Source organism: Pseudomonas sp. EMN2 (genome assembly GCF_009650555.1).
Taxonomy (GTDB): domain Bacteria; phylum Pseudomonadota; class Gammaproteobacteria; order Pseudomonadales; family Pseudomonadaceae; genus Aquipseudomonas; species Aquipseudomonas sichuanensis.
In genome coordinates this window covers 47,036-70,250 of record NZ_VZZR01000022.1, presented here as the reverse complement: position 1 = coordinate 70,250, position 23,215 = coordinate 47,036, and the positions used below count along the sequence as shown (strand labels likewise).

Below are 23,215 nucleotides of genomic sequence, written 5' to 3'. Positions count from 1 at the left end.
GCCCAGCAAGGCGGTGCGTGGGCGGGCCATGCTAAACTGCCGCGGTTTTCTCACTGCCCCGCCGATACGGAACCTTCATGGCCAAACGCCAGCTCAACCGCCGCCAGAACTGGCGCATCGAAAAGATCCAGGGTGAACGCGCCGCCCGCGCCGCCAAACGCGAGCAGCATGTACTGCAAGAGCTCGAAGGTGGCGACCTGGGGCCGGAGCAGTTGGGCCTGGTGATCGCCCACTTCGGTGTGCAGGTCGAGGTCGAGGCCCAGGACGGCGATGCCGCCGGCCAGGTGTTCCGCTGCCACCTGCGGGCCAACCTGCCGGCGCTGGTCACCGGCGATCGCGTGGTATGGCGCGCCGGCAACCAGGGCATCGGCGTGATCGTCGCCCAGATGCCGCGCAGCACCGAGCTGTGCCGGCCGAACAATCATGGCCAGCTCAAGCCGGTGGCGGCCAACGTCGACCTGATCGTCATCGTCTTCGCGCCAGCGCCGGAGCCGCACCCCAACCTGATCGACCGTTACCTGGTGGCTGCCGAGCATGCTGGCATCCGCCCACTGCTGCTGCTCAACAAGGCCGACCTGATCAACGACGAGAACGCCCCGACGCTCAACGCCATGCTCGAGGTGTATCGCGGGCTCGGCTACCCGTTGCTGGAAGTGTCGGCCCACCAGGGCGATGGCATGCAGCGCCTGCAGCAGACGCTGGATGGCCATATCAGTGTGTTCGTCGGCCAGTCGGGCGTGGGCAAGTCGTCGCTGGTCAACAGCCTGCTGCCTGACGCCGGCACCCGCGTCGGCGACCTGTCCGAATGGTCTGGCCAGGGCACCCACACCACCACCACCGCGCGGCTCTATCACTTCCCCAACGGCGGCGACCTGATCGACTCCCCGGGTATCCGTGAATTCGGCCTGGGCCATGTCAGCCGTGACGACGTGGAAGATGGCTTCATCGAATTCCGCGAGCTGTTCGGCCATTGCCGCTTCCGCGACTGCAAACACGACCGCGAACCGGGCTGTGCGTTGCTCAAGGCACTGGACGAGGGCAGCGTGACGCAGCAGCGGATGAACAGCTACCGCTCGATCATCGCCAGCCTGCCGCAAGACAGCTACTGACCGCATTGCCGATGCGGTCTTGCATAAAAATACCGTGGGAGCGGGCTTGCCCCGCGATAGATGGCACCGGCTGCGCCGGTATCGCGGGGCAAGCCCGCTCCCACGGCAGTTCTCCACAAACCAAAACGCCCGTGACTGCATGCGCAATCACGGGCGTTTTGTTTTGAAGCACCCGGCTTACTGGTTCTTCTGCTCATCCATCTTCAACACACCATCCTCGAAGATGTTCAGCTTCTGACGCAGTTCACGGGGCTGCATCGGCTCCTGCGGCGCCGGAGCCGCGGCACCTGGCGCAGCCGGGGCTGGCGGCGTCGCTTGCGGCTGGGCCTCGGGTGCACCCTGCTCACCCTCGATGGTGCGCTGGGCCTTCTTGGTCAGGACGATGATGTCGATACGGCGGTTGACCGGGTTGAACGGGTTCTTGCGGTCGAACAGCGACGACGACGCATACCCCACCACCCGCGCCACCTGATCATCCGGGTAACCACCCGCGACCAGCGCACGACGCGCGGCGTTGGCACGGTTGGCCGACAGCTCCCAGTTGCCGTAGTCGCCGGTGCCGGAGTACGGCTTGGCATCGGTGTGGCCACTGACGCTGATCTTGTTCGGCACCGCCTTGATGGTGTCGGCCATGGCCAGCAGGATATCTTCGAAGTACGGCTGCAACCGCGCACTGCCAATGTCGAACATCGGCCGGTTCTCGGCGTCCATGATCTGGATGCGCAGGCCGTCCTGGGTGATCTCGAACAGGATCTGGTCCTTGAACTTCTGCAGCTGCGGGTTTTCCTCGACCTTGTTCTGCAGCTCCTGCAGCAGCAGCTCCAGGCGCTCGCGCTCGACCTGCTCGGCCATGGTCTCGACCTTGTCCTTGTCCAGCTGGATGCTGGTATCAGGCGTCGGCTCGGACTTGGTCTCGGGGTTGATGGTCTTCTCGGGGGCCAGCTGTGGCGAGCCACCCAGGTCGATGATGTAGGGCGTGCCGCTTTCGGAGAAGCCGATCGGGTCCTTGAAGTAGCCGGCAATGGCGATCTTCTGCTCGGGCGTGGCGGTGGAAAGCAGCCACAGCACGAGGAAGAACGCCATCATCGCCGTGGCGAAGTCGGCGAAGGCGATCTTCCAGGCGCCGCCATGGTGGCCTCCACCGAAGCGCTTTACGCGCTTGATGATGATGGGCTGATTGTTTTCCATGGCTTAACGACCGCGGACCGCTTGTTCCAGCTCGGCGAAGCTTGGACGGTGCTTGGGGTACAGCACCTTGCGCCCGAACTCGACAGCCAGCGAAGGCGGCATGCCCGAGGCGGACGCGACCAGCGAAGCCTTGATCGACTCGTACAGGTTGAGCTCTTCCTTGGCATCGTGCTCCAGGCACTTGGCCAACGGGCCGAAGAAGCCGTAGGCCGCCAGAATACCGAAGAAGGTACCGACCAGCGCCGCACCTACGTGCAGGCCGATCGACGCCTGGTCGCCTTCACCCAGCGACGCCATGGTCACCACGATACCCAGTACCGCCGCGACGATACCGAAGCCGGGCATGCCGTCGGCGATGCCGTTCACCGCGTGGGACGGGTGCTCCAGCTCTTCCTTCATGCTCAGCAGTTCCATGTCGAACAGGCCTTCGAGCTCGTGGGGGGCCATGTTGCCGGTGGACATGATGCGCAGGTAGTCGCAGATATAGGCGGTCATGCGTTCATCACCCAGTACCGCGGGGTACTTGGCGAAGATCGGGCTGGCGGCGGCGTCTTCGATGTCACCTTCGATGGCCATCATGCCTTCGCGGCGACTCTTGTTGAGGATCTCGTATACCAGGCCCAGTACTTCCAGGTAGAAAGTATGGGTGAAACGGCTGCCGAACATCTTCAGCGACTTCTTGACCACGTGCATGGTCATGTAGCCAGGGTTGGCCTGAAGGAACGCACCGAACGCGGCGCCGCCGATGATCAGCACTTCGAACGGCTGAATCAGCGCCGCGATCTTGCCGTGGGAAAGCACGTAGCCGCCGAGCACGCTCGCGAATACGACGATGATGCCGATAATTTTAGCCATAGGTTCAAAGCACTTGCTGTCGTGGTCAGGGTCGGGGACGGGAGCTTTAAAACTCTTCTTCTACTTATCGGCACAACTGCGCCAGACTATAGCCACTCATCGCGAAAAGCCAGTTCGGACTGATGTCAAAATGCCAATTGAAACCAAGGTGCCAAGTAAGGTTCCAGCGACGCTAGAGGCCTGGGTAAAGCTGCTCGATGGGGTGCGCCTGCCGGTGCCGAAAGAGAGCCACGACCAGGTGGTCAAGGCCATCGGCGACAGCCGCCGCTCGCTGCGCGAGATCGCCGAACTGCTGCAGGACAGCCCCGCCCTGGTGCTGTGCGTGATGCGCGAGGCCAACCACCCGGCCAGCCCCAGCCAGGCCGAGCCTGCCGAAAGCCTGGAAGTCGCCCTCAATCGCCTGGGCCTTGAACGCACCAGCCAGCTGCTGGCGCGCCTGCCCACCCTGCCCGGCGACGACATCCCGCCGGTACTGCGCCAGTTCATGCTGATCAGCCAGCATGCCGCGCAACAAGCCAACGGCCTGTTCGCCAGCCGCCTGGCGCGGCTGTGGCAGGACATCCACTGGGGCAGCCTGCTGTTTCTCTCGCCGCTGTGGCCGCTGGCCCTGGCCTACCCGAAACTGCTGGACACCTGGGAACTGCGAGTTATCCACAAGGGCGAGGACGCAGCCCTGGTCGAACATGAGCTGTTCGGCGTGCGCATCATGGCGCTGTGCCAAGCCGTGGCCGAGCACTGGCGCCTGCCTGGCTGGGTCACCCAGGGCTATCGCCTGCTGATCGACGAGCGCGAGCTGCTGGCCCAGGTACTGGCCATCGCCCGCGAACCCGAGCCCCTGGCACAACAGCAACGCCTGGACGAGGAGCCGGCCCTGCGCCGCTGGTTCAACCAGCCGCCCAATACCGTCCTGCTCGCCAATGGCCTGGCGCTGGCGGCCCAGGTCGGCTGGGACAATCCGCACCTGCTGCGCTGGCAACTGCTGACCGCGCTGTACCTGCAAACTTCGCTGGAAGATGTGCAGCAGCAGGTCCACCAACAGGCCGCGGCCAGCGCCCGCCACCATGCGCGCCACGCCCTGTTCCACCCAGCCGAAGCGCTGATCTGGCCCTGGCACCAGCGCCGCCCGCACCCGGACATGCTCACCCCGCCGCCGCCCAGCGCCGACGCGCTGGCGCACTGGCGCACGCTGTGCCAGGAACTGCTGGCCCAGCCAAGCCCGTTCTCCAACACCGTCCACCTGGCCACGCAAGCGCGCGAAGCGCTGCTGGCGTGCGGCATGCAGCGCATCATGCTGCTGAGCCTGGACAAGGCCAGCGACTACCTGCGCGTGCAGCAGACCGCCGGCCTGCCCAAGGAAGCCGACGCCATGGCACTGGCAATCGCGCAGAACAAACTGCTGCAAAAGCTGATGAGCAAAGCCGGGCAACTGCGCCTGACGCCCGACAACCATGCCCAGTTCGCCGCACTGCTGCCGGCCCCGTTGCGGGCGTTCTTCCGCAGCGAGCACCTGCTGCTGCGCTCGCTGGCCGTCGGCGAGCAGGTGCTGATGCTGGCGGTGGTCGACCAGGGCGGCAAGCCGCTGGCCGATGTCAGCGTGCAAGCCTTCGGCAAGACCGCGCAATGCATCGAGCGCGCCCTGGCCGTGTTTGCCAACCGCAACGCCTGAGCCTTGCGCTACAATCGCTGCTCTTTCCACCCTGGAGACCGTGGATGACTGACTTTTCCGGCTTGCCCCTGGTGATCGAAGCCGAGGACCTGCTACCGCGCCTGGCTTCGCCACAGCTGATCCTGGTCGACCTGAGCAGTGCCAATCGCTACGTCAGCGGGCACATCCCAGGGGCCCGCTTCGTCGAGGGCAAGCGCACCCAGCTGGGTCAACCGCCAGCACCCGGCCTGCTGCCGGCACTGGGCGACCTGGAGAAACTGTTCAGCGAGCTCGGCCACCGCAACGATGCCGTCTATGTGGTCTACGACGATGAAGGGGGCGGCTGGGCCGGGCGCTTCATCTGGCTGCTCGACGTGATCGGCCACCCGCACTACCACTACCTCAACGGCGGCATCCAGGCCTGGCCGGCAGACAAGCTGTCCACCGAGGCGCCGGCCCCCGCCAGCACCCCGGTACGCCTGCAGTTGCACGGCGAGCCGACCGCCACCCGCGAATACCTGCAAAGCCGGCTGGGCGCCGACGACCTGGTGGTCTGGGACGCCCGCGGCCCGCAGGAGTTCAGCGGCGAAAAAGTCCTGGCCGCCAAGGGCGGTCACATCCCCGGCGCGATCAACTTCGAGTGGACCGCCGGCATGGACCTGAACGACCACCTGCGCATCCGCAAGGACATCGCGCAAGTGCTCGAACAACTGGGCATCACCCCGGACAAGGAAGTGATTACCCACTGCCAGACCCACCGCCGCTCCGGTTTCACCTACCTGGTGGCCAAGGCCCTCGGTTACCCACGCATCAAGGCTTACGCCGGCTCGTGGAGCGAATGGGGCAACCACCCCGACACGCCCGTAGAAGTTTAAGGACGCTCAATGAAATCCCGTTTGTTCATCATCAGCCAGCACCTGCTGCCGCACCACTTGCTGTCGCGACTGGCCGGCTGCGTCGCCGAATGCCGCGCGCGCTGGTTCAAGAATGCCTTCACCGCCTGGTTCGCCAAGCGCTACCAGGTGAACATGTCCGAAGCGCTGGTCGAAGACTTGACTGCCTACGAGCACTTCAACGCCTTCTTCACCCGTGCCCTCAAGCCCGGCGCCCGCCCGCTGGACGAAACCCCCGGCGCCATCCTCTGCCCGGCCGACGGCGCGGTCAGCCAGCTTGGCCCGATCGAGCATGGCCGCATCTTCCAGGCCAAGGGCCACAGCTTCAGCGCCCTCGAGTTGCTGGGCGGCGACCCGGCCCTGGCCGCGCCTTTCATGGGCGGCGAATTCGCCACCATCTACCTGTCGCCCAAGGACTACCACCGCGTGCACATGCCGCTGGCCGGCACCCTGCGCGAGATGGTCTACGTGCCGGGCCGGCTGTTCTCGGTCAACCAGACCACCGCAGAGAACGTCCCCGAGCTGTTCGCCCGCAACGAGCGTGTGGTCTGCCTGTTCGACACCGAGCGCGGGCCGATGGCGGTAGTGCTGGTTGGCGCGATGATCGTCGCCTCGATCGAGACCGTCTGGGCCGGCCTGGTCACGCCGCCGAAGCGCGAGCTCAAGACCTTCCGCTACGACGAAGCCAGCCGCGCACCGATCCACCTGGAGAAAGGCGCCGAGCTGGGCCGCTTCAAGTTGGGCTCCACGGCGATCGTGCTGTTCGGGCCGGAGCAGGTGAAGTGGGCTGAAAACCTCGGCGCAGGCTCTGCCGTACGCATGGGTGAACTGCTGGCGCAGCCAACCCAGGCCTGATCCGCCGCCGCAATGAAAAAGGCCCTGCATCTGCAGGGCCTTTTCTTTTGGTGCATGGCGTATCAGGCGCGGCGTTCGTGCATCCGTGCCAGCTGGCGCTCCAGCATCGATGGGTACGGTTCCATCAACCGCTCCACGCAGCTCGCGCCCTCAGGGCTGGCGATCGGGCGGATGCGCGCACGCTGGCGCACCAGGGCATCGTCGCTGATTCGCCGCTCCACCAGCAGCAGGTTGCGGCTGTGCTGCGACAGCGCCAGGGCGTCCTGGGCCTGCTCGGTCATCAGCAGGTCGACCTGGTCCAGGCCCTGCAAGTCATCGGCCAGCACCAGGCCCAACTGCAGCTGCAGGGTGATGCCGCTGTCGGCCACCTCGATCTGCAGGGCATGGCCCAGGGCACGCAGCAGCTCACCGCAGCAGATGGCGTTGGTCAGGTAGTCCTCGCCACAGTCGCGGCTGTGGAACAGCAGCAGGGTGCCGCCGTCGCTCAGCGTGTGCAGCTCGCCTTCGTACAGCGAAGCAGCCTGGTCGAGGCAGTCGTTGTAGCGCTCCAGCAGCTCGGCAAGGCGGGTGCGCGGCAGGCGGCGCAGTTGCTCCTGGGAGCCCAGCTGCACGGCCAGCACGGCGCTGCTCTGGGGCTCGTTCGACTCGACGGCGCTCAGCTTGGCGGGGGCGGTTTCTTCGTCCATCAGACCGGCAAAGGCCTCGTCATCGTCGTCAGTTTCCTGCACCGCGACCTTGGCGCGCGGGGCGGCCTTGGGCGCTACCGGGACATCGTCGAAGTCGTCTTCTTCCTCGACCTCCGGCTCAGGCGGCGGTGGCGGGGCAAGGCGGGCGTGCAGCTGGCGGGCCAGGTCGCCGATTTCGTCCTGGCGGTCGATGGCCGGGGTGTAGGGGTGCGGGTCACGCAGCCAGACCCGCAGTTGCAGCAGCGGGGTGGAGATGAAGCGGCCCAGGCGCAGGCTCAGGGTGAGGGCCAGCGCCAGCAGGATGGCGGCAAGGATGCCCATGCTCTGCAGGCTGATCAGCATCGGCTGCTGGAACTGGCTCATGTCCAGGCTGATGCGCAGCTGGCCGGCGGTCACGTCCTGGAAGGTGATCTTGGTCTGGTACACCCCCTCTGCCTCGCCCAGCAGGCTGTTGCGCGGGCGCTGGCCGGCCTCGGCGAGGATGCGGTTGTCCACGCTGTAGATGGCGGCGTGGGCCACCAGCGGGTTCTTCACCAGGTTGCCGAGCAGCACGTTGAGGCTGAGGATGTCGTTGGACACCAGCAGTTCGGTGGCGGAGGTGGCGGTCTGCGTGGTCAGGCTCTGGCCAACGGCATCGGCCTGCTCATGCATGGCCTGCTTGAACTGCAAACCCATCACGCAGGCATAGATCACCAGGGCCAGGGCCACCAGGAAGATGTTATGGCTGGCGATACGCAGGGCCAGCGGGATTCGGCGCTGGCTGAGGGCTCGGTAGATCATCAGGAAGAAGTTGTCGGTTTTGACGGGCGTAGGCCGGTTCACAGAGCGCGGCTCTTAATGGCGAGAAAGTGCTGCGCAGTATAGCGAGCAGAGTTTTGTCGGCAAAGTATCGTTGGCGCCCGATGGTCACGGAAAATCGGTAGAATGCGCATTTTTCATCGAAGTCGGAGCCCGGTCTTGCGCGAAATCGTCCTGATCAACATCACTGGTGAAGACCGTCCAGGTCTTACCGCTGCCATCACCGGCGTCCTGCTCCAGGGCGGTGTGAACATCCTCGACATCGGCTTGGCGGTGATGCACGGCACGCTGTCGTTCGGCATCCTGGTCGACATTCCCGACAACGAAGTCGCCACCTCGCTGCTGCAGAGCGTGCAATCGAAGGCCCACGAGCTGAACCTGCAGGCGCGCTACACGCCGATCTCCGAAGCCGATTACCAGCACTGGGCCGACAGCCAGGGCGAGGCGCGCCATATCGTCACCCTGCTCAGCCGCCGGGTCACCCCGGAGCAGTTGCAGCGGGTCAGCGCGATCATCAGCCAATACGGCCTGACCATCGAGCGCATCGAGCGCCTGTCCGCCCGTGTGGCGCTGAATGCCGATGCCGATAACGGCAAGGCCGCGCTGGAGATCTCCGCGCGCGGCGAACCAACCGATGCCCAGGCCCTGCGTGCCGACTTCTTTGCCCTGTGCGAAGAGCTGAACATCGACATCGCCTTCCAGCGCGACGACCTGTTCCGCCGCAACCGCCGCCTGGCCGTGTTCGACATGGACTCCACGCTGATCGAAGCCGAAGTGATCGACGAGCTGGCCAAGGCAGCCGGCGTGGGCGAGCAGGTGGCAGAAATCACTGAGCGTGCCATGCGCGGCGAGCTGGATTTCCGTGCCAGCTTCAAGGAGCGCATGGCGCTGCTCAAGGGGCTCGACGTTGGCGCGCTGGATGAAATCGGTGCCTCGCTGCGCCTGACCGAAGGTGCCGAGCACCTGTTCGCCGAACTCAAGCGCCTGGGTTACAAGACCGCCATTCTGTCTGGCGGCTTCACCTATTTCGCCAAGCAGGTCCAGGCGCGCCTGGGCATCGACTATGTGTTCGCCAACGAGCTGGAAGTGGTCGACGGCAAGGTGACCGGTGTTGCCGTCGAGCCGATTGTCGACGCGCAGCGCAAGGCCGAGCTGCTGCAGAAGCTGGCTGCTGAAGAGGGCCTGCAGCTGGAGCAGACCATCGCCGTGGGCGATGGCGCCAACGACCTGCCAATGCTGTCGCTGGCCGGCCTGGGTGTGGCGTTCCGCGCCAAGCCGCTGGTGCGCCAGTCGGCCAAGCAGGCAATCTCCACGCTGGGGCTGGATGGCGTGCTGTATTTGCTGGGCCTGCGCGATCGCGACGCACGCGGCTGATGATTGACCGCCCCCTTCGCCGGCGTGCCGGCGAAGACAGAGGCAATGAAAAAGCCCGCATCGCTGCGGGCTTTTTCATGTCTGGCGGATCAGAACCGATAGACTTCCATATCGGTGCGGATCGGTGAAGCCATCGGGATCTTCGACTTCTCCGGCTCCTTCTTCACCTGTACCGGCGCCGCCTGCTTGCGGGGCGCTTCCTCGGCGATGGCAGGCTGGTTGGCCAGCGGCTTGACCGCACTGCTGAGCTGCTCGGCGAGCTTCTGCAGCAACTGGCCCTGGGCCTGCACCTGGGCCGATTCGCTGCCCTGGTGCGGTTGCTCGAGGTGAACGATACGGTTATCACGCACCTGGCCACGACGGTCCAGTACACGCCATTGCGCATCCAGGATCGCCGGTTGGTTCTTGCCCGAATCCAGGCGAGTGATGGTCAGCAGCACCTGCACGTCCGGGGTGAAACCCGCACTGGCGGGCGCCAGGACCACGCGCTGGCTGTCCAGGCGCCAGGCCAGCTGGCGCACCAGCAACTGATCGATGTCCGACGAAAGGCTACCGGCCCAGCGACCGTCGGTCGCCGCAGTCAGGCTGCCATCGGTCTGGCGCTGCAGGAAGGTTTCGCGTTGCAGGTAGTCGGCCACCGAAACAGGGCCAAGCACCACCGCCATGCCCGCCGCCTGGGAAGGCTGGCCAGGGTCACCGCTGTCGAGCTGATACAAGGCGACCGGCTGATGCATGCTGCACCCGCTCAGGCCCAGCAGCCCAGTCATCAACAGCGCAAATGGAAGGCGCAGAAATTTCATTCATCCCATCCAGGCGGTCGCCTCAAGACTGACCGCAGTGATACTCACGTAAATTCATCCGGGCACTCGGCCACGCCGGCGCCACAAGTGCACTATCATCCGCGAAATAGCGGCCCGACTCCAGCATTTCCGCCTGCAACGGCGCCGAAAGCGCCGCTGCAGACGCGCTACCGGCTTATGCCGGGGTCTCCACCAGCAGTGCATCGACACGCTGGAAGCCGCGTGGCAATTTGCTACCACGGCGACCGCGCTCACCCTTGTAATGCTCGAGGTCATCCGGCTTCAGAGACAGGGTACGCTTGCCAGCCTGCAATACAAGGGTCGCCCCCTCGCTGACCACCGCCAGATCGGTGACATATTCTTCACGGCTGGCCACCCGGTCGCCCGGCACGCCGATGATCTTGTTGCCCTTGCCCTTGCCCAGCTGCGGCAGGTCGGCGACCTTGAACACCAGCAGGCGCCCTTCGGTGGTCACTGCCGCCAGCCAATCCTGCTCGCGCTCGGCCACCGGGCGCGGGGTCATGACCTTGGCGCCGTTCGGCAGGCTCAGCAGGCCCTTGCCGGCCTTGTTCTTGGCCTGCAGGTCTTCACCCTTGACCACGAAACCGTAGCCGGCGTCGGACGCCACCACGTACAGGGCATCGTCGTCCGGCAGCAGCACGCACTCGAAGGTAGCGCCTGGCGGTGGCGTCAGGCGGCCGGTCAACGGCTCGCCCTGGCCACGGGCGGACGGCAGGCTGTGGGCAGCCAGCGAGTAGCTGCGCCCGGTGGAGTCGATCAACACGGCAAACTGGTTGGAGCGCCCGGCGGCAGCGGCCTTGAAGCCATCGCCGGCCTTGTACGAAAGCCCCGTGGCATCGATGTCGTGGCCCTTGGCGCAGCGCACCCAGCCCTTCTCCGACAGCACCACGGTGACCGGCTCGGTCGGCATCAGCTCGTTTTCCGACAGGGCCTTGGCTTCGGCCCGCTCGACGATCGGCGAACGACGGTCGTCGCCGTAGGTTTGGGCATCTTCGATCAGTTCGCTGCGTACCAGCTTGCGCAGCTTGGCATCGCTGCCCAGCAGCGTGGTCAGACGCTTCTGCTCCTTGAGCAGGTCGTCGGTTTCGCCACGGATCTTCATCTCTTCCAGACGCGCCAACTGACGCAGGCGCGTTTCGAGGATGTAGTCGGCCTGGATCTCGGTCAGCTCGAAACGCTCGATCAGCGCCTGCTTGGGGTGCTCTTCGGTGCGGATGATGTGGATCATTTCATCCAGGTTGAGGAACGCCTTGAGCAAGCCTTCCAACAGGTGCAGACGCCGCTCGACCTTGTCCAGGCGGTGCTGCAGGCGGCGACGAACGGTAGCGACACGGAATTCCAGCCACTCCAGCAACAATGCACGCAGGCTCTTGAGCTGCGGACGACCGTCGAGGCCGATGATGTTGACGTTGACCCGGTAGGTGCTCTCAAGGTCGGTGGTGGCGAACAGGTGCTGCATCAGTTCGGCGGCATCGACGCGGTTGGAGCGCGGGATGATGACGATGCGGCAGGGGTTCTCGTGGTCCGACTCGTCGCGCAGGTCAGCGACCATCGGCAGTTTCTTGGCCTGCATCTGCGCGGCGATCTGCTCCAGTACCTTGGCCCCGGAGACCTGGTGCGGCAGCGCGGTGACGACGATATCGCCGTCTTCGACGCGGTACACCGCACGCATGCGGATCGAGCCCTTGCCGCTCTCGTACATCTTGAGGATGTCGGCGCGCGGGGTGACGATCTCGGCCTCGGTCGGGTAGTCCGGCCCCTGGATGTGTTCGCACAGCTGCTCAAGCGTGGCCTTGGGCTCGTCGAGCAGGCGCACGCAGGCACTGGCCACTTCGCGCAGGTTGTGCGGCGGCACATCGGTGGCCATGCCCACGGCGATGCCGGTGGTACCGTTGAGCAGGATATTCGGCAGGCGCGCCGGCAATACCGCTGGCTCCTGCAGGGTGCCGTCGAAGTTCGGCACCCAGTCGGCCGTGCCCTGGCCCAGCTCGCTGAGCAGCACTTCGGAGTAACGCGACAGACGCGCCTCGGTATAACGCATGGCGGCGAACGACTTCGGATCGTCCGGCGCACCCCAGTTACCCTGGCCGTCGACCAGGGTGTAGCGGTAGCTGAACGGCTGGGCCATCAGCACCATGGCTTCATAGCAGGCCGAATCACCGTGGGGGTGGAACTTGCCGAGCACGTCACCGACGGTACGCGCCGACTTCTTGTGCTTGGAATCGGCATCGAGCCCCAACTCGCTCATGGCATAGACGATACGGCGCTGCACCGGCTTGAGGCCGTCGCCGATGTGCGGCAGCGCGCGGTCCATGATCACGTACATGGAGTAGTTGAGGTAGGCCTGTTCGGTGAATTCAGCCAGGGAACGGCGTTCGACACCGTCCAGGCTGAGTTCGAGTGAGTCGCTCATGCGGGCCTCGTCATTTCAGGTTCTGGCGCAGCAGCATGGTGCCGCCGCGCTGGGTAAATTCAAGTTGTTTGAGAGCGCTCATGCCCAGCAGCACGGCCTGGCCGTCGAGGCCGGGCACCACCAGGGCGCGCACGTCGCGCAGGTGGATATCGCCCAGCAGCAGGCTGTCGATGCGGGTGCGGTAACCCTCGGTACGGCCATTGGCGGTGCTCAGCGTCACCGGCGCACCACGGGCAAGATCCAGGTCGCGGGCCAGCGCCTCGGGGATGGCCACGTCGGTGGCCCCGGTGTCGAGCATGAAATGCACCACCCGGCCATTGATCGCGCCATCGGCGACAAAATGCCCCTGGCCGTTGCTCAGCAGGCGCACTTCGACGAAACCATCGCCCTGGGTGCTCTGCACTTCGCTGTTGGGGTTTTCCTGGCGTGCTTCCCACTGGCCGAAAAAGCGCGTGGCGAGGAACATCGCCGCCGCCCAGGCGAGCACCATCAGCACCCTGCCCGCACGTTTGCCCGGTGCCTGGCTCATGGTTTGCCGCTCCAGCCGCCCTGTGGCGCGGCGAAGCGCCAGACGATCGGCCGCGCTTCACCATCGGCGCGCACGCCGTTGTTGTTGTCCAGGCCAATCCAGGCGCCGTCCTTGTCGATCACCAGCGCTTCGGCCAGGCCGTAGGGTTGATCGTACTGACGGGGCGCCAGCAACGCGTCGGCGGCAAACGACCAGCAGCGCTCGACCGCGCCGCTGTCGGCATCGCGCCGGCAAATGCGGTAGGCATTGCGCTCCAGGGTGAACAGCTTGCCGTCGAACAACGCCAGGTCGGCGAAGTCCCGCGACAGGGCGCGAGCGCCCGGGAATTGAGCTGGCTGCATCTCGACGCCGGCCTCGCTGAATATCACGCAACTGCGCCCGCAGTCCCATACCGACTGCTGGCGCCGCACCGAAAGCAGGCCACGGCGCTCACGCTCGGCGGCCAGCCACAGGCGGTCGCCCGCCGGGTTGATCGCCAGGCCTTCGAACAAGGCATTGAAGTGCAGCAGCATGCCACTGCCACGGGCCTGGCGGACCATCGCCTGATCGATTTTCAACCAGTTCGGTTCACCTTCGGCTGGCAATTGCAGCACTGCTGCGTGCGCTTCGCTGACGACATAGAAGTTACCGGCCTGATCACAGGCGATCCCTTCGAAATCCAGCGCCCCGCCACGGATGAACGATGCGGCCCAGTTGCGCGACTTCAGCCCCCACGGCAGGCCGGTGTCCGGCGCCGCAGGCGGAGTGAACACCAGCGCTTCGGCGCGCCAGGTGCTGTCGCCCCGGTCGAGGCGATAGATGCGGTCATCGTCGCGGTCGGACACCGCCCACAGTGCCCCACGGCACATCGCCAGGCCGGACAGGTTGCCGCCATGCATGCCTTCGACCGGATGCTCGCGGGTGAGCTTGAGCTCCGGCCAGTCCTGCGCCAGGGCCGGCAACATCGACAACGCCAGGCAAAGTGCCAGGAGCGGACGAATCAAACCAGGACCTCGGCCAGGTTGCCTTTGGTCTCCAGCCAGTTCTTGCGGTCACCGGCGCGCTTCTTCGCCAGCAGCATGTCCATGATCTCGGTGGTACCCGCCAGGTCGTCGAGCGTGAGCTGGACCAGGCGCCGGGTGTTCGGGTCCATGGTGGTTTCGCGCAGCTGCGGCGGGTTCATCTCGCCCAGGCCCTTGAATCGGGTGACCTGCGGCTTGCCGCGCTTCTTCTCGGCGACCAGGCGATCGAGGATGCCATCACGCTCGGCTTCGTCGAGGGCGTAGTAGATCTCCTTGCCCAGGTCGATGCGGTACAGCGGCGGCATGGCCACGTAGACGTGACCGGCCTCGACCAGCGGGCGGAAATGCTGGACGAACAGCGCGCACAGCAAGGTGGCGATGTGCAGGCCGTCGGAGTCGGCGTCAGCGAGGATGCAGATCTTGCCGTAGCGCAGTTGGGTCAGGTCGGTGGCACCCGGATCGACGCCGATGGCCACGGCGATGTTGTGCACTTCCTGGCTGGCCAGCACTTCACCGCCATCGACCTCCCAGGTGTTGAGGATCTTGCCGCGCAGCGGCAGGATCGCCTGGAACTCCTTGTCCCGCGCCTGCTTGGCCGAACCACCGGCGGAGTCGCCCTCGACCAGGAACAGCTCAGCGCGCATCGGGTCCTGGCCTGCGCAGTCGGCCAGCTTGCCCGGCAGTGCCGGCCCCTGGGTGACGCGCTTGCGCTCGACCTTCTTGCTGGCCTTCAGGCGGCGGCCGGCGTTGCTGATGGCCAGCTCCGCCAGTTGCATGCCCAGCTCGGGGTGGGCGTTGAGCCACAGGCTGAACGCGTCCTTGACCACACCCGAGACGAATGCCGCCGCCTCGCGGGACGACAGGCGCTCTTTGGTCTGGCCGGAGAATTGCGGCTCCTGCATCTTCATCGACAAGACGAAGCTGATGCGCTCCCAGACGTCCTCCGGGGCCAGCTTGACCCCACGCGGCAGCAGGTTGCGGAACTCGCAGAACTCGCGCATGGCATCCAGCAGGCCCTGGCGCAGGCCGTTGACGTGGGTGCCGCCTTGCGCGGTGGGGATCAGGTTGACGTAGCTTTCCTGGATGCTGTCGCCGCCCTCGGGCAACCACAACAGGGCCCAGTCGACCGCCTCTTTATTACCGGCCAGGCTGCCGCAGAACGGCTCGTCGGGCAGGCGCAGGTATTCGCTGACCGAGTCGACCAGGTAGGAACGCAGGCCGTCTTCGTAGTGCCACTCGACCTTCTCGCCGGTGCCCTTGTCTTCGAAGCTGATCGACAGCCCTGGGCACAGCACGGCCTTGGCCTTGAGCACGTGCTTGAGGCGGCTGATGGAGAACTTGGGCGAGTCGAAGTACTTGGGATCAGGCGTGAAGTACACGCTGGTGCCGGTGTTGCGCCTGCCGACAGTGCCGACCACTTCCAGCTCGCTGGCCTTGAAGCCATCGGCGAAGGTCATCTGGTATTCGTTGCCATCGCGCTTCACGCGCACCCGCACCTGGGTGGACAGGGCGTTGACCACCGAAATACCGACGCCGTGCAAACCGCCGGAGAACTGGTAGTTCTTGTTGGAGAACTTGCCGCCGGCATGCAGCTTGGTGAGGATCAGTTCGACACCGGACACGCCCTCTTCGGGGTGGATGTCCACCGGCATGCCGCGGCCGTCGTCGCACACTTCCAGCGAGTGGTCGGCGTGCAGGATCACCTGCACCGAACGGGCGTGGCCGGCCAGGGCTTCGTCGACACTGTTGTCGATGACTTCCTGGGCCAGGTGGTTCGGCCGGCTGGTGTCGGTGTACATGCCCGGGCGTTTGCGGACCGGGTCAAGGCCCGAGAGGACTTCGATGGCGTCTGCGTTATAGGCGCTAGCGCTGGGATTGGCCATGGGGTCTCGTCGTCAGTCAGGTGAATGCAAAAAGCTCAAAGTACAGAAAAATCCAGCGCCGCATACTGCCCACGGGCAATACCGGCAAAGGTCAGCAACGCCGGGAGCTGTTCGGCGAAGCCTTGGTAGCTGTGGTCGCCGCCGGCCTGGATGCGCAGGGCACAGGCTCGGTAATAGCCCTCGGCCTGGCGATAGTCCAGTGTTTCATCGGCGGTCTGCAACCACACTTGATAGCGGGCGGCGTCCGTGGGCGGTGGCACTTCGAGCTCGGCCAGGGCCTGCACATGGTCGTGGGTCAGCTCCCAGGCTTCGTCGGTATACAGGTTGCGCTGGGTGCCGAGATAACCATCGAACAGCCGGTGCGGGGCGACCGCCGGGTTGATCAGCAGGGCCTTGAGGCCGTGGCGCTCGGCCAAGTGGGTGGCATAGTAGCCGCCCAGCGAGCTGCCGACCAGCAAGGGCGCGCCGAGCTCGCCGATGGCGGCCTCCAGCTGGGCGATGGCCTGGCGCGGGTGGTGATGCAGGGCCGGGACGCGCAGTTGCTCAGCCAGGCCGAGCTGCTGCATGACCGCCTCGAGTTGGCGGGCCTTCTTCGACAGCGGCGAGCTGTTGAAGCCATGGATATAAAGGATGGAACCCGACATGCTGCCCCCGGACGCAAAGACGCGCAGTGTAGCCTGTTCGAAGGGCATTGGCGCAGTGTGGGGATTTTCGCAACACATTCTTCAAAATGCGCGCTGCGACTTTCATGGAAAGATCATCAGCTTCTGACTTAGCAAGGACACTGTGGGAGCGGCTTTAGCCGCGAACACCGGCAGAGCCGGTGCCATCCACCGCGTCGCCTGCTTCGCGGCTAAAGCCGCTCCCACAGGATTAGTTCCCGCTTGGGTTCAGTAGCCGGGGCTGTTGAAGTCCAGCGTCACCACAAAATCCCGCGCCCGCTCCACCCCGGTCTCCAGCCGCCCGTCGGCATGCAGGCGCAACCAGCGATACCCCGGCTGCTCTTCACTCACCTGGAAGTCCTCGCTGCCCGGCGCAAACTGGATGCAGGTCGAGGGCGTGGCCAGCAAGCGCAGACCCTCGCGCAGCTGGTCGAATTCCTGGTGAACATGCCCCCAGAGCAGCGCTTTCACCTGTGGATAACGTTTCACGCGCATCAGCAGTTGGTCAGCATTGCGCAAACCGATCGGCGCCATCCACGCACAACCGATATCCACCGGCTGGTGGTGGCAGCACACCAGGCAATGCCGCTCACCGGCAGTAGCCAACGCCTGGTCCAGCGTGGCCAGCTGGTCTTCGGCCAGCAGCCCGAACGTGGCACCGACCACCGCCGAATCGAGCATCACGATGCGCCAGTCACCGATATCGGTCACCGCCGTGATCAGCTCCGGCGCCACCTTGGCCATTACCTGGGCTTCGTCATGATTGCCCGGCAACCAGCGTGCCGGCGCACCGAACACGGCGGTCAACCCGCGGAATGCTTCATAGGAGGCCACACTGGCATCCTGGGACAGATCCCCGGTGCACAGCAGCAGGTCAATGCGCGGCTGTTCACGGCGCACCTGCGCCACCACATGTTCAAGGCTGTCACGGGTATTGAGCCCCAGCAGCGTCCCAGCCGGATCGGCGAACAGATGGGCATCGGTCAGTTGCACCACATGAACGGGTGACTCTGCGAAAAGTGCTTGCGGCAACGGCCGTCTCCTCGAACGGATTCAGCACGGATTATGGCGATGGATCGCTGTGGAGCAAATACTCGAAGCCGACGGGCGTCACATTTCAGCGCACGGTCGCCAGTTCGTGGCCACAGGCCAGGCAGTGGCTGAGCCATTCGCCGAGGAACAGGTTGAGCTGGGCCTTCTCGTCAGGCTGGTGCATCGCCCTGTTGGGGTACGGGTAGATGCTGTGCAGGCGGCGGGTATGCTCGGCGCTGACCACTTCGGCCATGCGCGCGTCGTGATACACCTGCACCTCAAGCTCAGGCACCGGCAACCACGGCAGGCTGTGCTCCTGGCGCACCCGCAGGGTGGTGGTATAGGGGCAGGCCAACAGCACTTCGAGCACCAGCACGCCGAGCATCTGGTCGCCCTGGGTCATGCCGATGCGCCGCGAGCTTTGCGTGGTGCGCATCTCCGGCAGCAGGCGCATCAGGCGGGCGTAGTTGGCCTCACAGGCCGTCTGCAGCCCGACCAGGTCGACTCGATAGCGCTCGCGCAGCAGGTTCACTTCCACATACCTCGTACTTCATCACGGTTCAGTGCCAGCCATTGCAGGCCGATGATCGTGGCAGCGTTGTGAATCCTGCCATCGCGCACCGCTTGCAACGCATCCTCGAATGCCCAGACGCGCACCCGGATATCCTCGCTCTCTTCTTCAAGGCCATGCAGGCCGCCCGCACCTTCGCTACTGCAACGCCCAAGGTAGAGATGGACAAATTCGTCGCTGCCGCCGGGTGACGGGAAGTACTTGGTGATCGGCCAGAGCGCCTTGAACGTCAGGCCCGCTTCTTCTTCACCTTCGCGACGGGCAACTTCTTCAGGGTCTTCCCCATCCTTGTCGATCAGCCCGGCCACCATTTCGATGAGCCACGGGTTGTCGACCTTGTCCAGGGCACCCACGCGGAACTGTTCGATCAATACCACTTCGTCGCGCTGCGGATCGTAGGGCAGCACACAGACGGCGTCGTGCCGCACGAACAGCTCGCGGGTGAATTCACGGCTCATGCCGCCAGCGAACAGCTCGTGACGCAGGTGCAGCTTGTCCAGTTTGTAGAAACCCTTGAACAACTGCTCGCGCCGGGCAATCTCGACCTTCTGGGGCACCGAATTCAACGTATCCGTCATGCAAACTCCTCATTACCTCGTTTACCGCATCGCGCAATCCTACTCTGCGCGCCGCCCGGTTTCATCCCTTTGTGGCGACCGTTCGGGCACTCGGGACAGGCGCTACGCTCTCTGTTAGCTTAGTGGCGAACTGAAGGCCGCGCAGGCGGTCCAAGGCCGATCATCACCGTTGTGCAAGGATCATCATGACGCTAGTCAAACTGACTTCCGTGGCCGTGCTGGCAGTCGCCCTCAGCGCCTGCCAGAGCCTGTTCACGCCCAACTACCGGGCACCGCTCGAGGTCAAGCGCGATGCCTGGGAGCATGTAAAACCCGGCTGCAGCGAGAGCGACTGCCCGCTGGTGAACATCGACACCGTGCACTTCCCGGCGCTGCCCAAGCTCGACGCCATCGTCGAAAAACGCCTGCTGCAACTGACCGAGGACAACCAGCGCGGCACCCCGCCAGCCTCGCTGCAGGCCTATGAGCAGCAGTACCTGGCCCGCGCCGACAAGCGCAACAGCAGCTACCTGCAAGCCAAGGTACGCGAGCAGCATGACGGGCTGGTGATCGTCGAGCTGTCCAGCTACCTCGACAGCGGCGGCGCCCATGGCATGCCCGGGCGCGGTTTCATCAACTACTCGCGCAAGCTGGACAAGGTGCTGACCCTGGACGACATGCTGGTGCCCGGCCAGAAAGACACCTTCTGGAAGACCGTCGAGGAGTCCCACCGCGCCTGGCAGATCAGCACCGGCGTGGACAAGGACCCCGAGTTCGTCAAGACCTGGCCGTTCAAGCCGTCGCCGCACATCGCCCTGACCTACGGCGCGGTGATCGTGAAGTACGAGGTCTATGCCATCGCGCCCTACTCCATGGGCCACGTCGAGCTGAAGATCCCCTACCCACGCCTCAATGGCGTGATCAGGCCCGAGCTGTTTCCCGGCCGCGGCTGATCGATAGCACCCCATGCAGTACCCCTGCCAGCAGCAGTGCCGGCAGGGTCGCCCCCAGCTCCGGTGCCTGGCTGGCCATCAGGTGATAAGCCGCCACCCCCAGCGCCCAGGCCAGCAGCGCCTGCCAGTGCAGCCCTTCGACCAGCGCCGGCATGCGCCGACGACGAACCACGAAGTGGTCCACCAGCACCACGCCGAACAGCGGCGCAAACACCGAGCCGATCAACAGCAGGAAGTTCTGGTACTGGGCCAAGGGCGCCAGCAGTGCGATCAGGGTGCACAGCACACCGATGGCCAGCGCCAGGTGCTCGACCTTCATTTTCACCAGCAGGCCGGTCGAAACCGCTGCCGAGTGAATGTCGGCAAAGGCGTTCTCCGACTCGTCGAGCAGAATCAGCAGCAGCGGAATGCCCAGCCCGGCGCCAGCCAGGGCCAGCAGCAGTGCATTCACCTCGCCACTCGGGGCGAAGGCCAGGGTGTAGGCCACGCCCAGGCTCATCAGCCAGGCATTGCCAATGAAGAAGCCCAGCGCGGTACCGCCGAACACCCGGCTGGCGCGCTTGCCGAAACGCGAATAGTCGGCGATCAACGGCAGCCACGACAGCGGCATGGCGATGACGATATCGAAGCCCAGCGCCAGCGACAGCGAGCCATCGCCTGGGCGGCGCCACAGGTCGGCCAGGTCCGCCTTGGCGAACAGGTTCCAGGTCAACCACAGGCAAGCGCCGAGCAGCAGCCAGATCCCCCATTTGCGCAGCACCTTGCGCACGAACGCCAAGGGCCCGCTGACCGCCAGCAAGGTGGCCAGGGCACCGAAGCACAAGGTCCACAGCAGCGGGCTGTTCCAGCCACTGTCCTCGCCGAAGGTGCGCGCGCCCAGCAGGCTCGCGGCATCGCGCATGACGATGATCTCGAACGAGCCCCAGCCCACCAGCTGCAGTAGGTTGAGCAGCGCCGGCAGGCGCGCGCCGTGTCGGCCCAGCGACAGGCGCAGGGTGGCCATGGCCGACAGGCCGGTGTCGCTGCCGATCACCCCGGCGGCCGCCAGCAGCAGCACGCCTACTGCCGTGCCCAGGGTGATCGCCAGGATCGACCCGGCCAGGCCCAGGCCCGTGGCCAGCAGCCCGCCGACCTGCAGGACCATCAGGCCGATGCCGAGGGAGAACCACAGCGAGAACAGGTCGCGGGCGCCGAATTGGCGGTGATGGGAAGGGACCGGGTAGTCGGGGGAGAAGTGGCTGGGTGTTGTCATGATTGTTCGCCGGATGACTGGACTAAGTTGGCAAACGTGGGAGCGGGCTTGCCCCGCGATGGCGTCGGCAGACCCGACATCGCCATCGCGGGGCAAGCCCGCTCCCACGTTGCGTTACAGCTGACGCGTCAGACTTTCTGGTACAGCTGGCTGCCTTCCTGGCGGAACCGCTCGGCCTGCTCGCGCATGCCCTGCTCGGCCGTCACATCGACGGTGTCGATCTTCGCGGCATACTCACGCACTTCCTGGGTGATCTTCATCGAGCAGAACTTCGGCCCGCACATCGAGCAGAAGTGCGCGACCTTGGCCGACTCCTTGGGCAGCGTCTCGTCGTGGAACGAGCGCGCGGTGTCCGGGTCCAGGCCGAGGTTGAACTGGTCTTCCCAGCGGAACTCGAAGCGTGCCTTGGACAGCGCGTTGTCGCGGATCTGCGCGCCCGGGTGGCCCTTGGCAAGGTCGGCGGCATGGGCGGCGATCTTGTAGGTGATGATGCCGGTCTTGACGTCATCCTTGTTCGGCAGGCCCAGGTGCTCCTTGGGCGTGACGTAGCAAAGCATGGCGCAACCGAACCAGCCGATCATCGCCGCACCTATCCCTGAGGTGATGTGGTCGTAACCCGGGGCGATGTCGGTGGTCAGCGGGCCGAGGGTGTAGAACGGCGCCTCGTCGCAGCACTCCAGCTGCTTGTCCATGTTCTCCTTGATCAGCTGCATCGGCACGTGGCCAGGGCCTTCGATCATGCACTGCACATCGTGCTTCCAGGCGATCTTGGTCAGCTCGCCGAGGGTTTCCAGTTCACCGAACTGGGCGGCGTCGTTGGCGTCGGCGATCGAGCCCGGGCGCAGGCCGTCGCCCAGCGAGAAGCTGACGTCGTAGGCCTTCATGATTTCGCAGATCTCGTCGAAGTGCGTGTACAGGAAGTTCTCTTTGTGGTGCGCCAGGCACCACTTGGCCATGATCGAGCCACCGCGGCTGACGATGCCGGTGACCCGCTTGGCGGTCAGCGGCACGTAGCGCAGCAAGACGCCGGCGTGGATGGTGAAGTAGTCCACGCCCTGCTCGGCCTGTTCGATCAGGGTGTCGCGGAACAGCTCCCAGGTCAGGTCTTCGGCAACGCCATTGACCTTTTCCAGGGCCTGGTAGATCGGCACGGTGCCGATCGGTACCGGCGAGTTGCGGATGATCCACTCGCGGGTTTCGTGAATGTGCTTGCCGGTGGACAGGTCCATGACCGTGTCCGAACCCCAACGGATGCCCCAGGTCAGCTTGGCCACTTCTTCCTCGATCGAGGAACCCAGGGCGCTGTTGCCGATGTTGCCGTTGATCTTCACCAGGAAGTTGCGGCCGATGATCATCGGCTCGAGTTCGGTGTGGTTGATGTTGGCCGGAATGATCGCGCGGCCACGGGCGATTTCTTCGCGGACGAACTCGGGGGTGATCTCTTTCGGGATGTTGGCGCCGAAGCTGTGGCCGGCATGCTGCTGGTCCAGCAGGCCGGCGGCGCGGGCTTCCTGCAGTTTCATGTTCTCGCGGATGGCAACGTATTCCATCTCGGCGGTGATGATGCCCTGGCGGGCGTAGTGCATCTGCGACACGTTGGCGCCGGGCTTGGCGCGGCGCGGGTTGCGCACATGGGCAAAGCGCAGCTTGGCCAGCTCGGCATCGTTCAGGCGCTGCTGGCCGAAGTTGGAGCTCAGGCCTTCCAGGCGCTCGGTGTCGCCACGGGCATCGATCCACGCCGAACGCACATCGCCCAGGCCCTTGCGCACGTCGATGACGACGTTGGGGTCGGTGTACGGGCCGGAAGTGTCATACACCAGCACCGGGGCGTTCTTTTCGCCGCCGAAGTCGGTGGGGGTGTCGTGCAGGCTGATTTCACGCATGGGCACGCGGATGTCGGGGCGCGAACCTTCGACGTAGACCTTGCGCGAATTGGGCAGGGGTTGTACGGACTGTTGGTCGACTTGGGCCGACTCGCTCAGGCTGATAATTTTTTCTTGTTTGCTCATCACAGGCTCTCCAGACAGCTTCCTAGCGGGCGGAATGTCGGGGTGAACCTGAAAGGCGCGGACGCACTCGTGGTGACGAGTGCAGTGCCGGATATGGGGTGCCATGAGCTGCACGCAGCTGTGACGATC

The 23,215-nt window shown here is 65.1% G+C and carries 20 protein-coding genes; 6 read left to right on the top strand and 14 right to left on the bottom strand.

What is annotated here, in order from left to right; translation table 11 throughout:
• The first annotated feature begins 77 nt into the window (after nucleotides 1-77).
• Nucleotides 78-1,109 (top strand): small ribosomal subunit biogenesis GTPase RsgA, encoded by a 1,032-nt coding sequence (gene rsgA / locus F6X61_RS08105; protein ID WP_153786165.1) that lies wholly within the window; start codon nucleotides 78-80, stop codon nucleotides 1,107-1,109.
• Nucleotides 1,110-1,286: 177 nt separating this feature from the next.
• Here the strand turns inward: rsgA and motB are convergent, their stop codons facing one another.
• Entirely contained in the window at nucleotides 1,287-2,297 is a 1,011-nt protein-coding gene (gene motB / locus F6X61_RS08100) for a flagellar motor protein MotB (RefSeq protein WP_153786164.1), read from the bottom strand.
• 3 nt (nucleotides 2,298-2,300) lie between these two features.
• Nucleotides 2,301-3,152, bottom strand: coding sequence for a flagellar motor stator protein MotA (gene motA / locus F6X61_RS08095; protein WP_110996144.1), 852 nt, complete (start codon nucleotides 3,150-3,152; stop codon nucleotides 2,301-2,303).
• Nucleotides 3,153-3,282: 130 nt separating this feature from the next.
• Between motA and F6X61_RS08090 the strand changes: the two genes are divergently transcribed.
• From F6X61_RS08090 to asd, 3 genes are read left to right on the top strand one after another with little or no spacing between them, the layout of a single operon-like run.
• A complete protein-coding gene (locus tag F6X61_RS08090; RefSeq protein ID WP_153786163.1) occupies nucleotides 3,283-4,818 on the top strand; it encodes an HDOD domain-containing protein in 1,536 nt (511 codons plus the stop codon).
• A 44-nt stretch (nucleotides 4,819-4,862) separates the two neighbouring features.
• The gene (locus F6X61_RS27120) at nucleotides 4,863-5,672 is read left to right on the top strand and encodes a rhodanese-like domain-containing protein (RefSeq protein ID WP_153786162.1); all 810 of its coding nucleotides are present in this window, start codon (nucleotides 4,863-4,865) and stop codon (nucleotides 5,670-5,672) included.
• Nucleotides 5,673-5,681: 9 nt separating this feature from the next.
• On the top strand, nucleotides 5,682-6,545 hold the full coding sequence (gene asd, locus F6X61_RS27115; protein WP_153786161.1) for an archaetidylserine decarboxylase: 864 nt from the start codon (nucleotides 5,682-5,684) through the stop codon (nucleotides 6,543-6,545).
• Nucleotides 6,546-6,607: 62 nt separating this feature from the next.
• Here asd and F6X61_RS08075 read toward each other — a convergent pair whose 3' ends face one another.
• A complete protein-coding gene (locus tag F6X61_RS08075; protein WP_153786160.1) occupies nucleotides 6,608-8,053 on the bottom strand; it encodes a histidine kinase in 1,446 nt (481 codons plus the stop codon).
• A gap of 135 nt (nucleotides 8,054-8,188) precedes the next feature.
• Here F6X61_RS08075 and serB point away from each other — a divergent pair, with 135 nt between their 5' ends.
• Complete coding sequence (gene serB / locus F6X61_RS08070; RefSeq protein ID WP_153786159.1) at nucleotides 8,189-9,403, top strand: phosphoserine phosphatase SerB; 1,215 nt, start codon at nucleotides 8,189-8,191, stop codon at nucleotides 9,401-9,403.
• Between the two features lie 89 nt (nucleotides 9,404-9,492).
• Here the strand turns inward: serB and F6X61_RS08065 are convergent, their stop codons facing one another.
• From F6X61_RS08065 to F6X61_RS08025, 9 genes are all read right to left on the bottom strand, one after another.
• Nucleotides 9,493-10,203, bottom strand: coding sequence for a membrane integrity-associated transporter subunit PqiC (locus F6X61_RS08065; RefSeq protein WP_153786158.1), 711 nt, complete (start codon nucleotides 10,201-10,203; stop codon nucleotides 9,493-9,495).
• A gap of 175 nt (nucleotides 10,204-10,378) precedes the next feature.
• A complete protein-coding gene (gene parC / locus F6X61_RS08060; protein WP_153786157.1) occupies nucleotides 10,379-12,637 on the bottom strand; it encodes a DNA topoisomerase IV subunit A in 2,259 nt (752 codons plus the stop codon).
• 10 nt (nucleotides 12,638-12,647) lie between these two features.
• On the bottom strand, nucleotides 12,648-13,166 hold the full coding sequence (locus F6X61_RS08055) for a TIGR02281 family clan AA aspartic protease (RefSeq protein ID WP_110996464.1): 519 nt from the start codon (nucleotides 13,164-13,166) through the stop codon (nucleotides 12,648-12,650).
• On the bottom strand, nucleotides 13,163-14,149 hold the full coding sequence (locus F6X61_RS08050) for an esterase-like activity of phytase family protein (RefSeq protein ID WP_153786156.1): 987 nt from the start codon (nucleotides 14,147-14,149) through the stop codon (nucleotides 13,163-13,165). The genes F6X61_RS08055 and F6X61_RS08050 overlap by 4 nt, the downstream gene beginning before the upstream one ends.
• Nucleotides 14,146-16,050: a DNA topoisomerase IV subunit B gene (gene parE / locus F6X61_RS08045; protein ID WP_153786155.1), complete on the bottom strand. Its 1,905-nt coding sequence runs from the start codon at nucleotides 16,048-16,050 to the stop codon at nucleotides 14,146-14,148. Before parE ends, F6X61_RS08050 begins: the two co-directional genes overlap by 4 nt.
• Before the next feature lie 35 nt (nucleotides 16,051-16,085).
• Complete coding sequence (locus F6X61_RS08040; RefSeq protein WP_153786154.1) at nucleotides 16,086-16,694, bottom strand: YqiA/YcfP family alpha/beta fold hydrolase; 609 nt, start codon at nucleotides 16,692-16,694, stop codon at nucleotides 16,086-16,088.
• 246 nt (nucleotides 16,695-16,940) lie between these two features.
• On the bottom strand, nucleotides 16,941-17,744 hold the full coding sequence (gene cpdA / locus F6X61_RS08035; protein ID WP_153786153.1) for a 3',5'-cyclic-AMP phosphodiesterase: 804 nt from the start codon (nucleotides 17,742-17,744) through the stop codon (nucleotides 16,941-16,943).
• 85 nt (nucleotides 17,745-17,829) lie between these two features.
• A complete protein-coding gene (locus F6X61_RS08030; RefSeq protein ID WP_153786152.1) occupies nucleotides 17,830-18,282 on the bottom strand; it encodes a DUF1249 domain-containing protein in 453 nt (150 codons plus the stop codon).
• Entirely contained in the window at nucleotides 18,273-18,893 is a 621-nt protein-coding gene (locus F6X61_RS08025; protein ID WP_153786151.1) for an NUDIX domain-containing protein, read from the bottom strand. The genes F6X61_RS08030 and F6X61_RS08025 overlap by 10 nt, the downstream gene beginning before the upstream one ends.
• Nucleotides 18,894-19,078: 185 nt before the next feature.
• On the opposite strand from F6X61_RS08025, the gene F6X61_RS08020 reads away from it, so the two are divergent.
• A complete protein-coding gene (locus F6X61_RS08020; RefSeq protein ID WP_153786150.1) occupies nucleotides 19,079-19,825 on the top strand; it encodes an RsiV family protein in 747 nt (248 codons plus the stop codon).
• On the opposite strand, the gene cytX is transcribed toward F6X61_RS08020, so the two are convergent.
• Complete coding sequence (gene cytX / locus F6X61_RS08015) at nucleotides 19,794-21,077, bottom strand: putative hydroxymethylpyrimidine transporter CytX (RefSeq protein WP_153786149.1); 1,284 nt, start codon at nucleotides 21,075-21,077, stop codon at nucleotides 19,794-19,796. The genes F6X61_RS08020 and cytX overlap by 32 nt on opposite strands.
• Before the next feature lie 128 nt (nucleotides 21,078-21,205).
• Complete coding sequence (gene thiC / locus F6X61_RS08010) at nucleotides 21,206-23,086, bottom strand: phosphomethylpyrimidine synthase ThiC (protein ID WP_153786148.1); 1,881 nt, start codon at nucleotides 23,084-23,086, stop codon at nucleotides 21,206-21,208.
• Between the last annotated feature and the right edge of the window lie 129 nt (nucleotides 23,087-23,215).

Bases quoted from the DNA above. Each gene is read 5' to 3' on its own strand.
- rsgA (WP_153786165.1), top strand. From the start codon at position 78: ATGGCCAAACGCCAGCTCAACCGCCGCCAGAACTGGCGCATCGAAAAG.
- motB (WP_153786164.1), bottom strand. From the start codon at position 2,297: ATGGAAAACAATCAGCCCATCATCATCAAGCGCGTAAAGCGCTTCGGT.
- motA (WP_110996144.1), bottom strand. From the start codon at position 3,152: ATGGCTAAAATTATCGGCATCATCGTCGTATTCGCGAGCGTGCTCGGC.
- F6X61_RS08090 (WP_153786163.1), top strand. From the start codon at position 3,283: ATGCCAATTGAAACCAAGGTGCCAAGTAAGGTTCCAGCGACGCTAGAG.
- F6X61_RS27120 (WP_153786162.1), top strand. From the start codon at position 4,863: ATGACTGACTTTTCCGGCTTGCCCCTGGTGATCGAAGCCGAGGACCTG.
- asd (WP_153786161.1), top strand. From the start codon at position 5,682: ATGAAATCCCGTTTGTTCATCATCAGCCAGCACCTGCTGCCGCACCAC.
- F6X61_RS08065 (WP_153786158.1), bottom strand. From the start codon at position 10,203: ATGAAATTTCTGCGCCTTCCATTTGCGCTGTTGATGACTGGGCTGCTG.
- parC (WP_153786157.1), bottom strand. From the start codon at position 12,637: ATGAGCGACTCACTCGAACTCAGCCTGGACGGTGTCGAACGCCGTTCC.
- F6X61_RS08055 (WP_110996464.1), bottom strand. From the start codon at position 13,166: ATGAGCCAGGCACCGGGCAAACGTGCGGGCAGGGTGCTGATGGTGCTC.
- parE (WP_153786155.1), bottom strand. From the start codon at position 16,050: ATGGCCAATCCCAGCGCTAGCGCCTATAACGCAGACGCCATCGAAGTC.
- F6X61_RS08040 (WP_153786154.1), bottom strand. From the start codon at position 16,694: ATGTCGGGTTCCATCCTTTATATCCATGGCTTCAACAGCTCGCCGCTG.
- F6X61_RS08025 (WP_153786151.1), bottom strand. From the start codon at position 18,893: ATGACGGATACGTTGAATTCGGTGCCCCAGAAGGTCGAGATTGCCCGG.
- F6X61_RS08020 (WP_153786150.1), top strand. From the start codon at position 19,079: ATGACGCTAGTCAAACTGACTTCCGTGGCCGTGCTGGCAGTCGCCCTC.
- cytX (WP_153786149.1), bottom strand. From the start codon at position 21,077: ATGACAACACCCAGCCACTTCTCCCCCGACTACCCGGTCCCTTCCCAT.
- thiC (WP_153786148.1), bottom strand. From the start codon at position 23,086: ATGAGCAAACAAGAAAAAATTATCAGCCTGAGCGAGTCGGCCCAAGTC.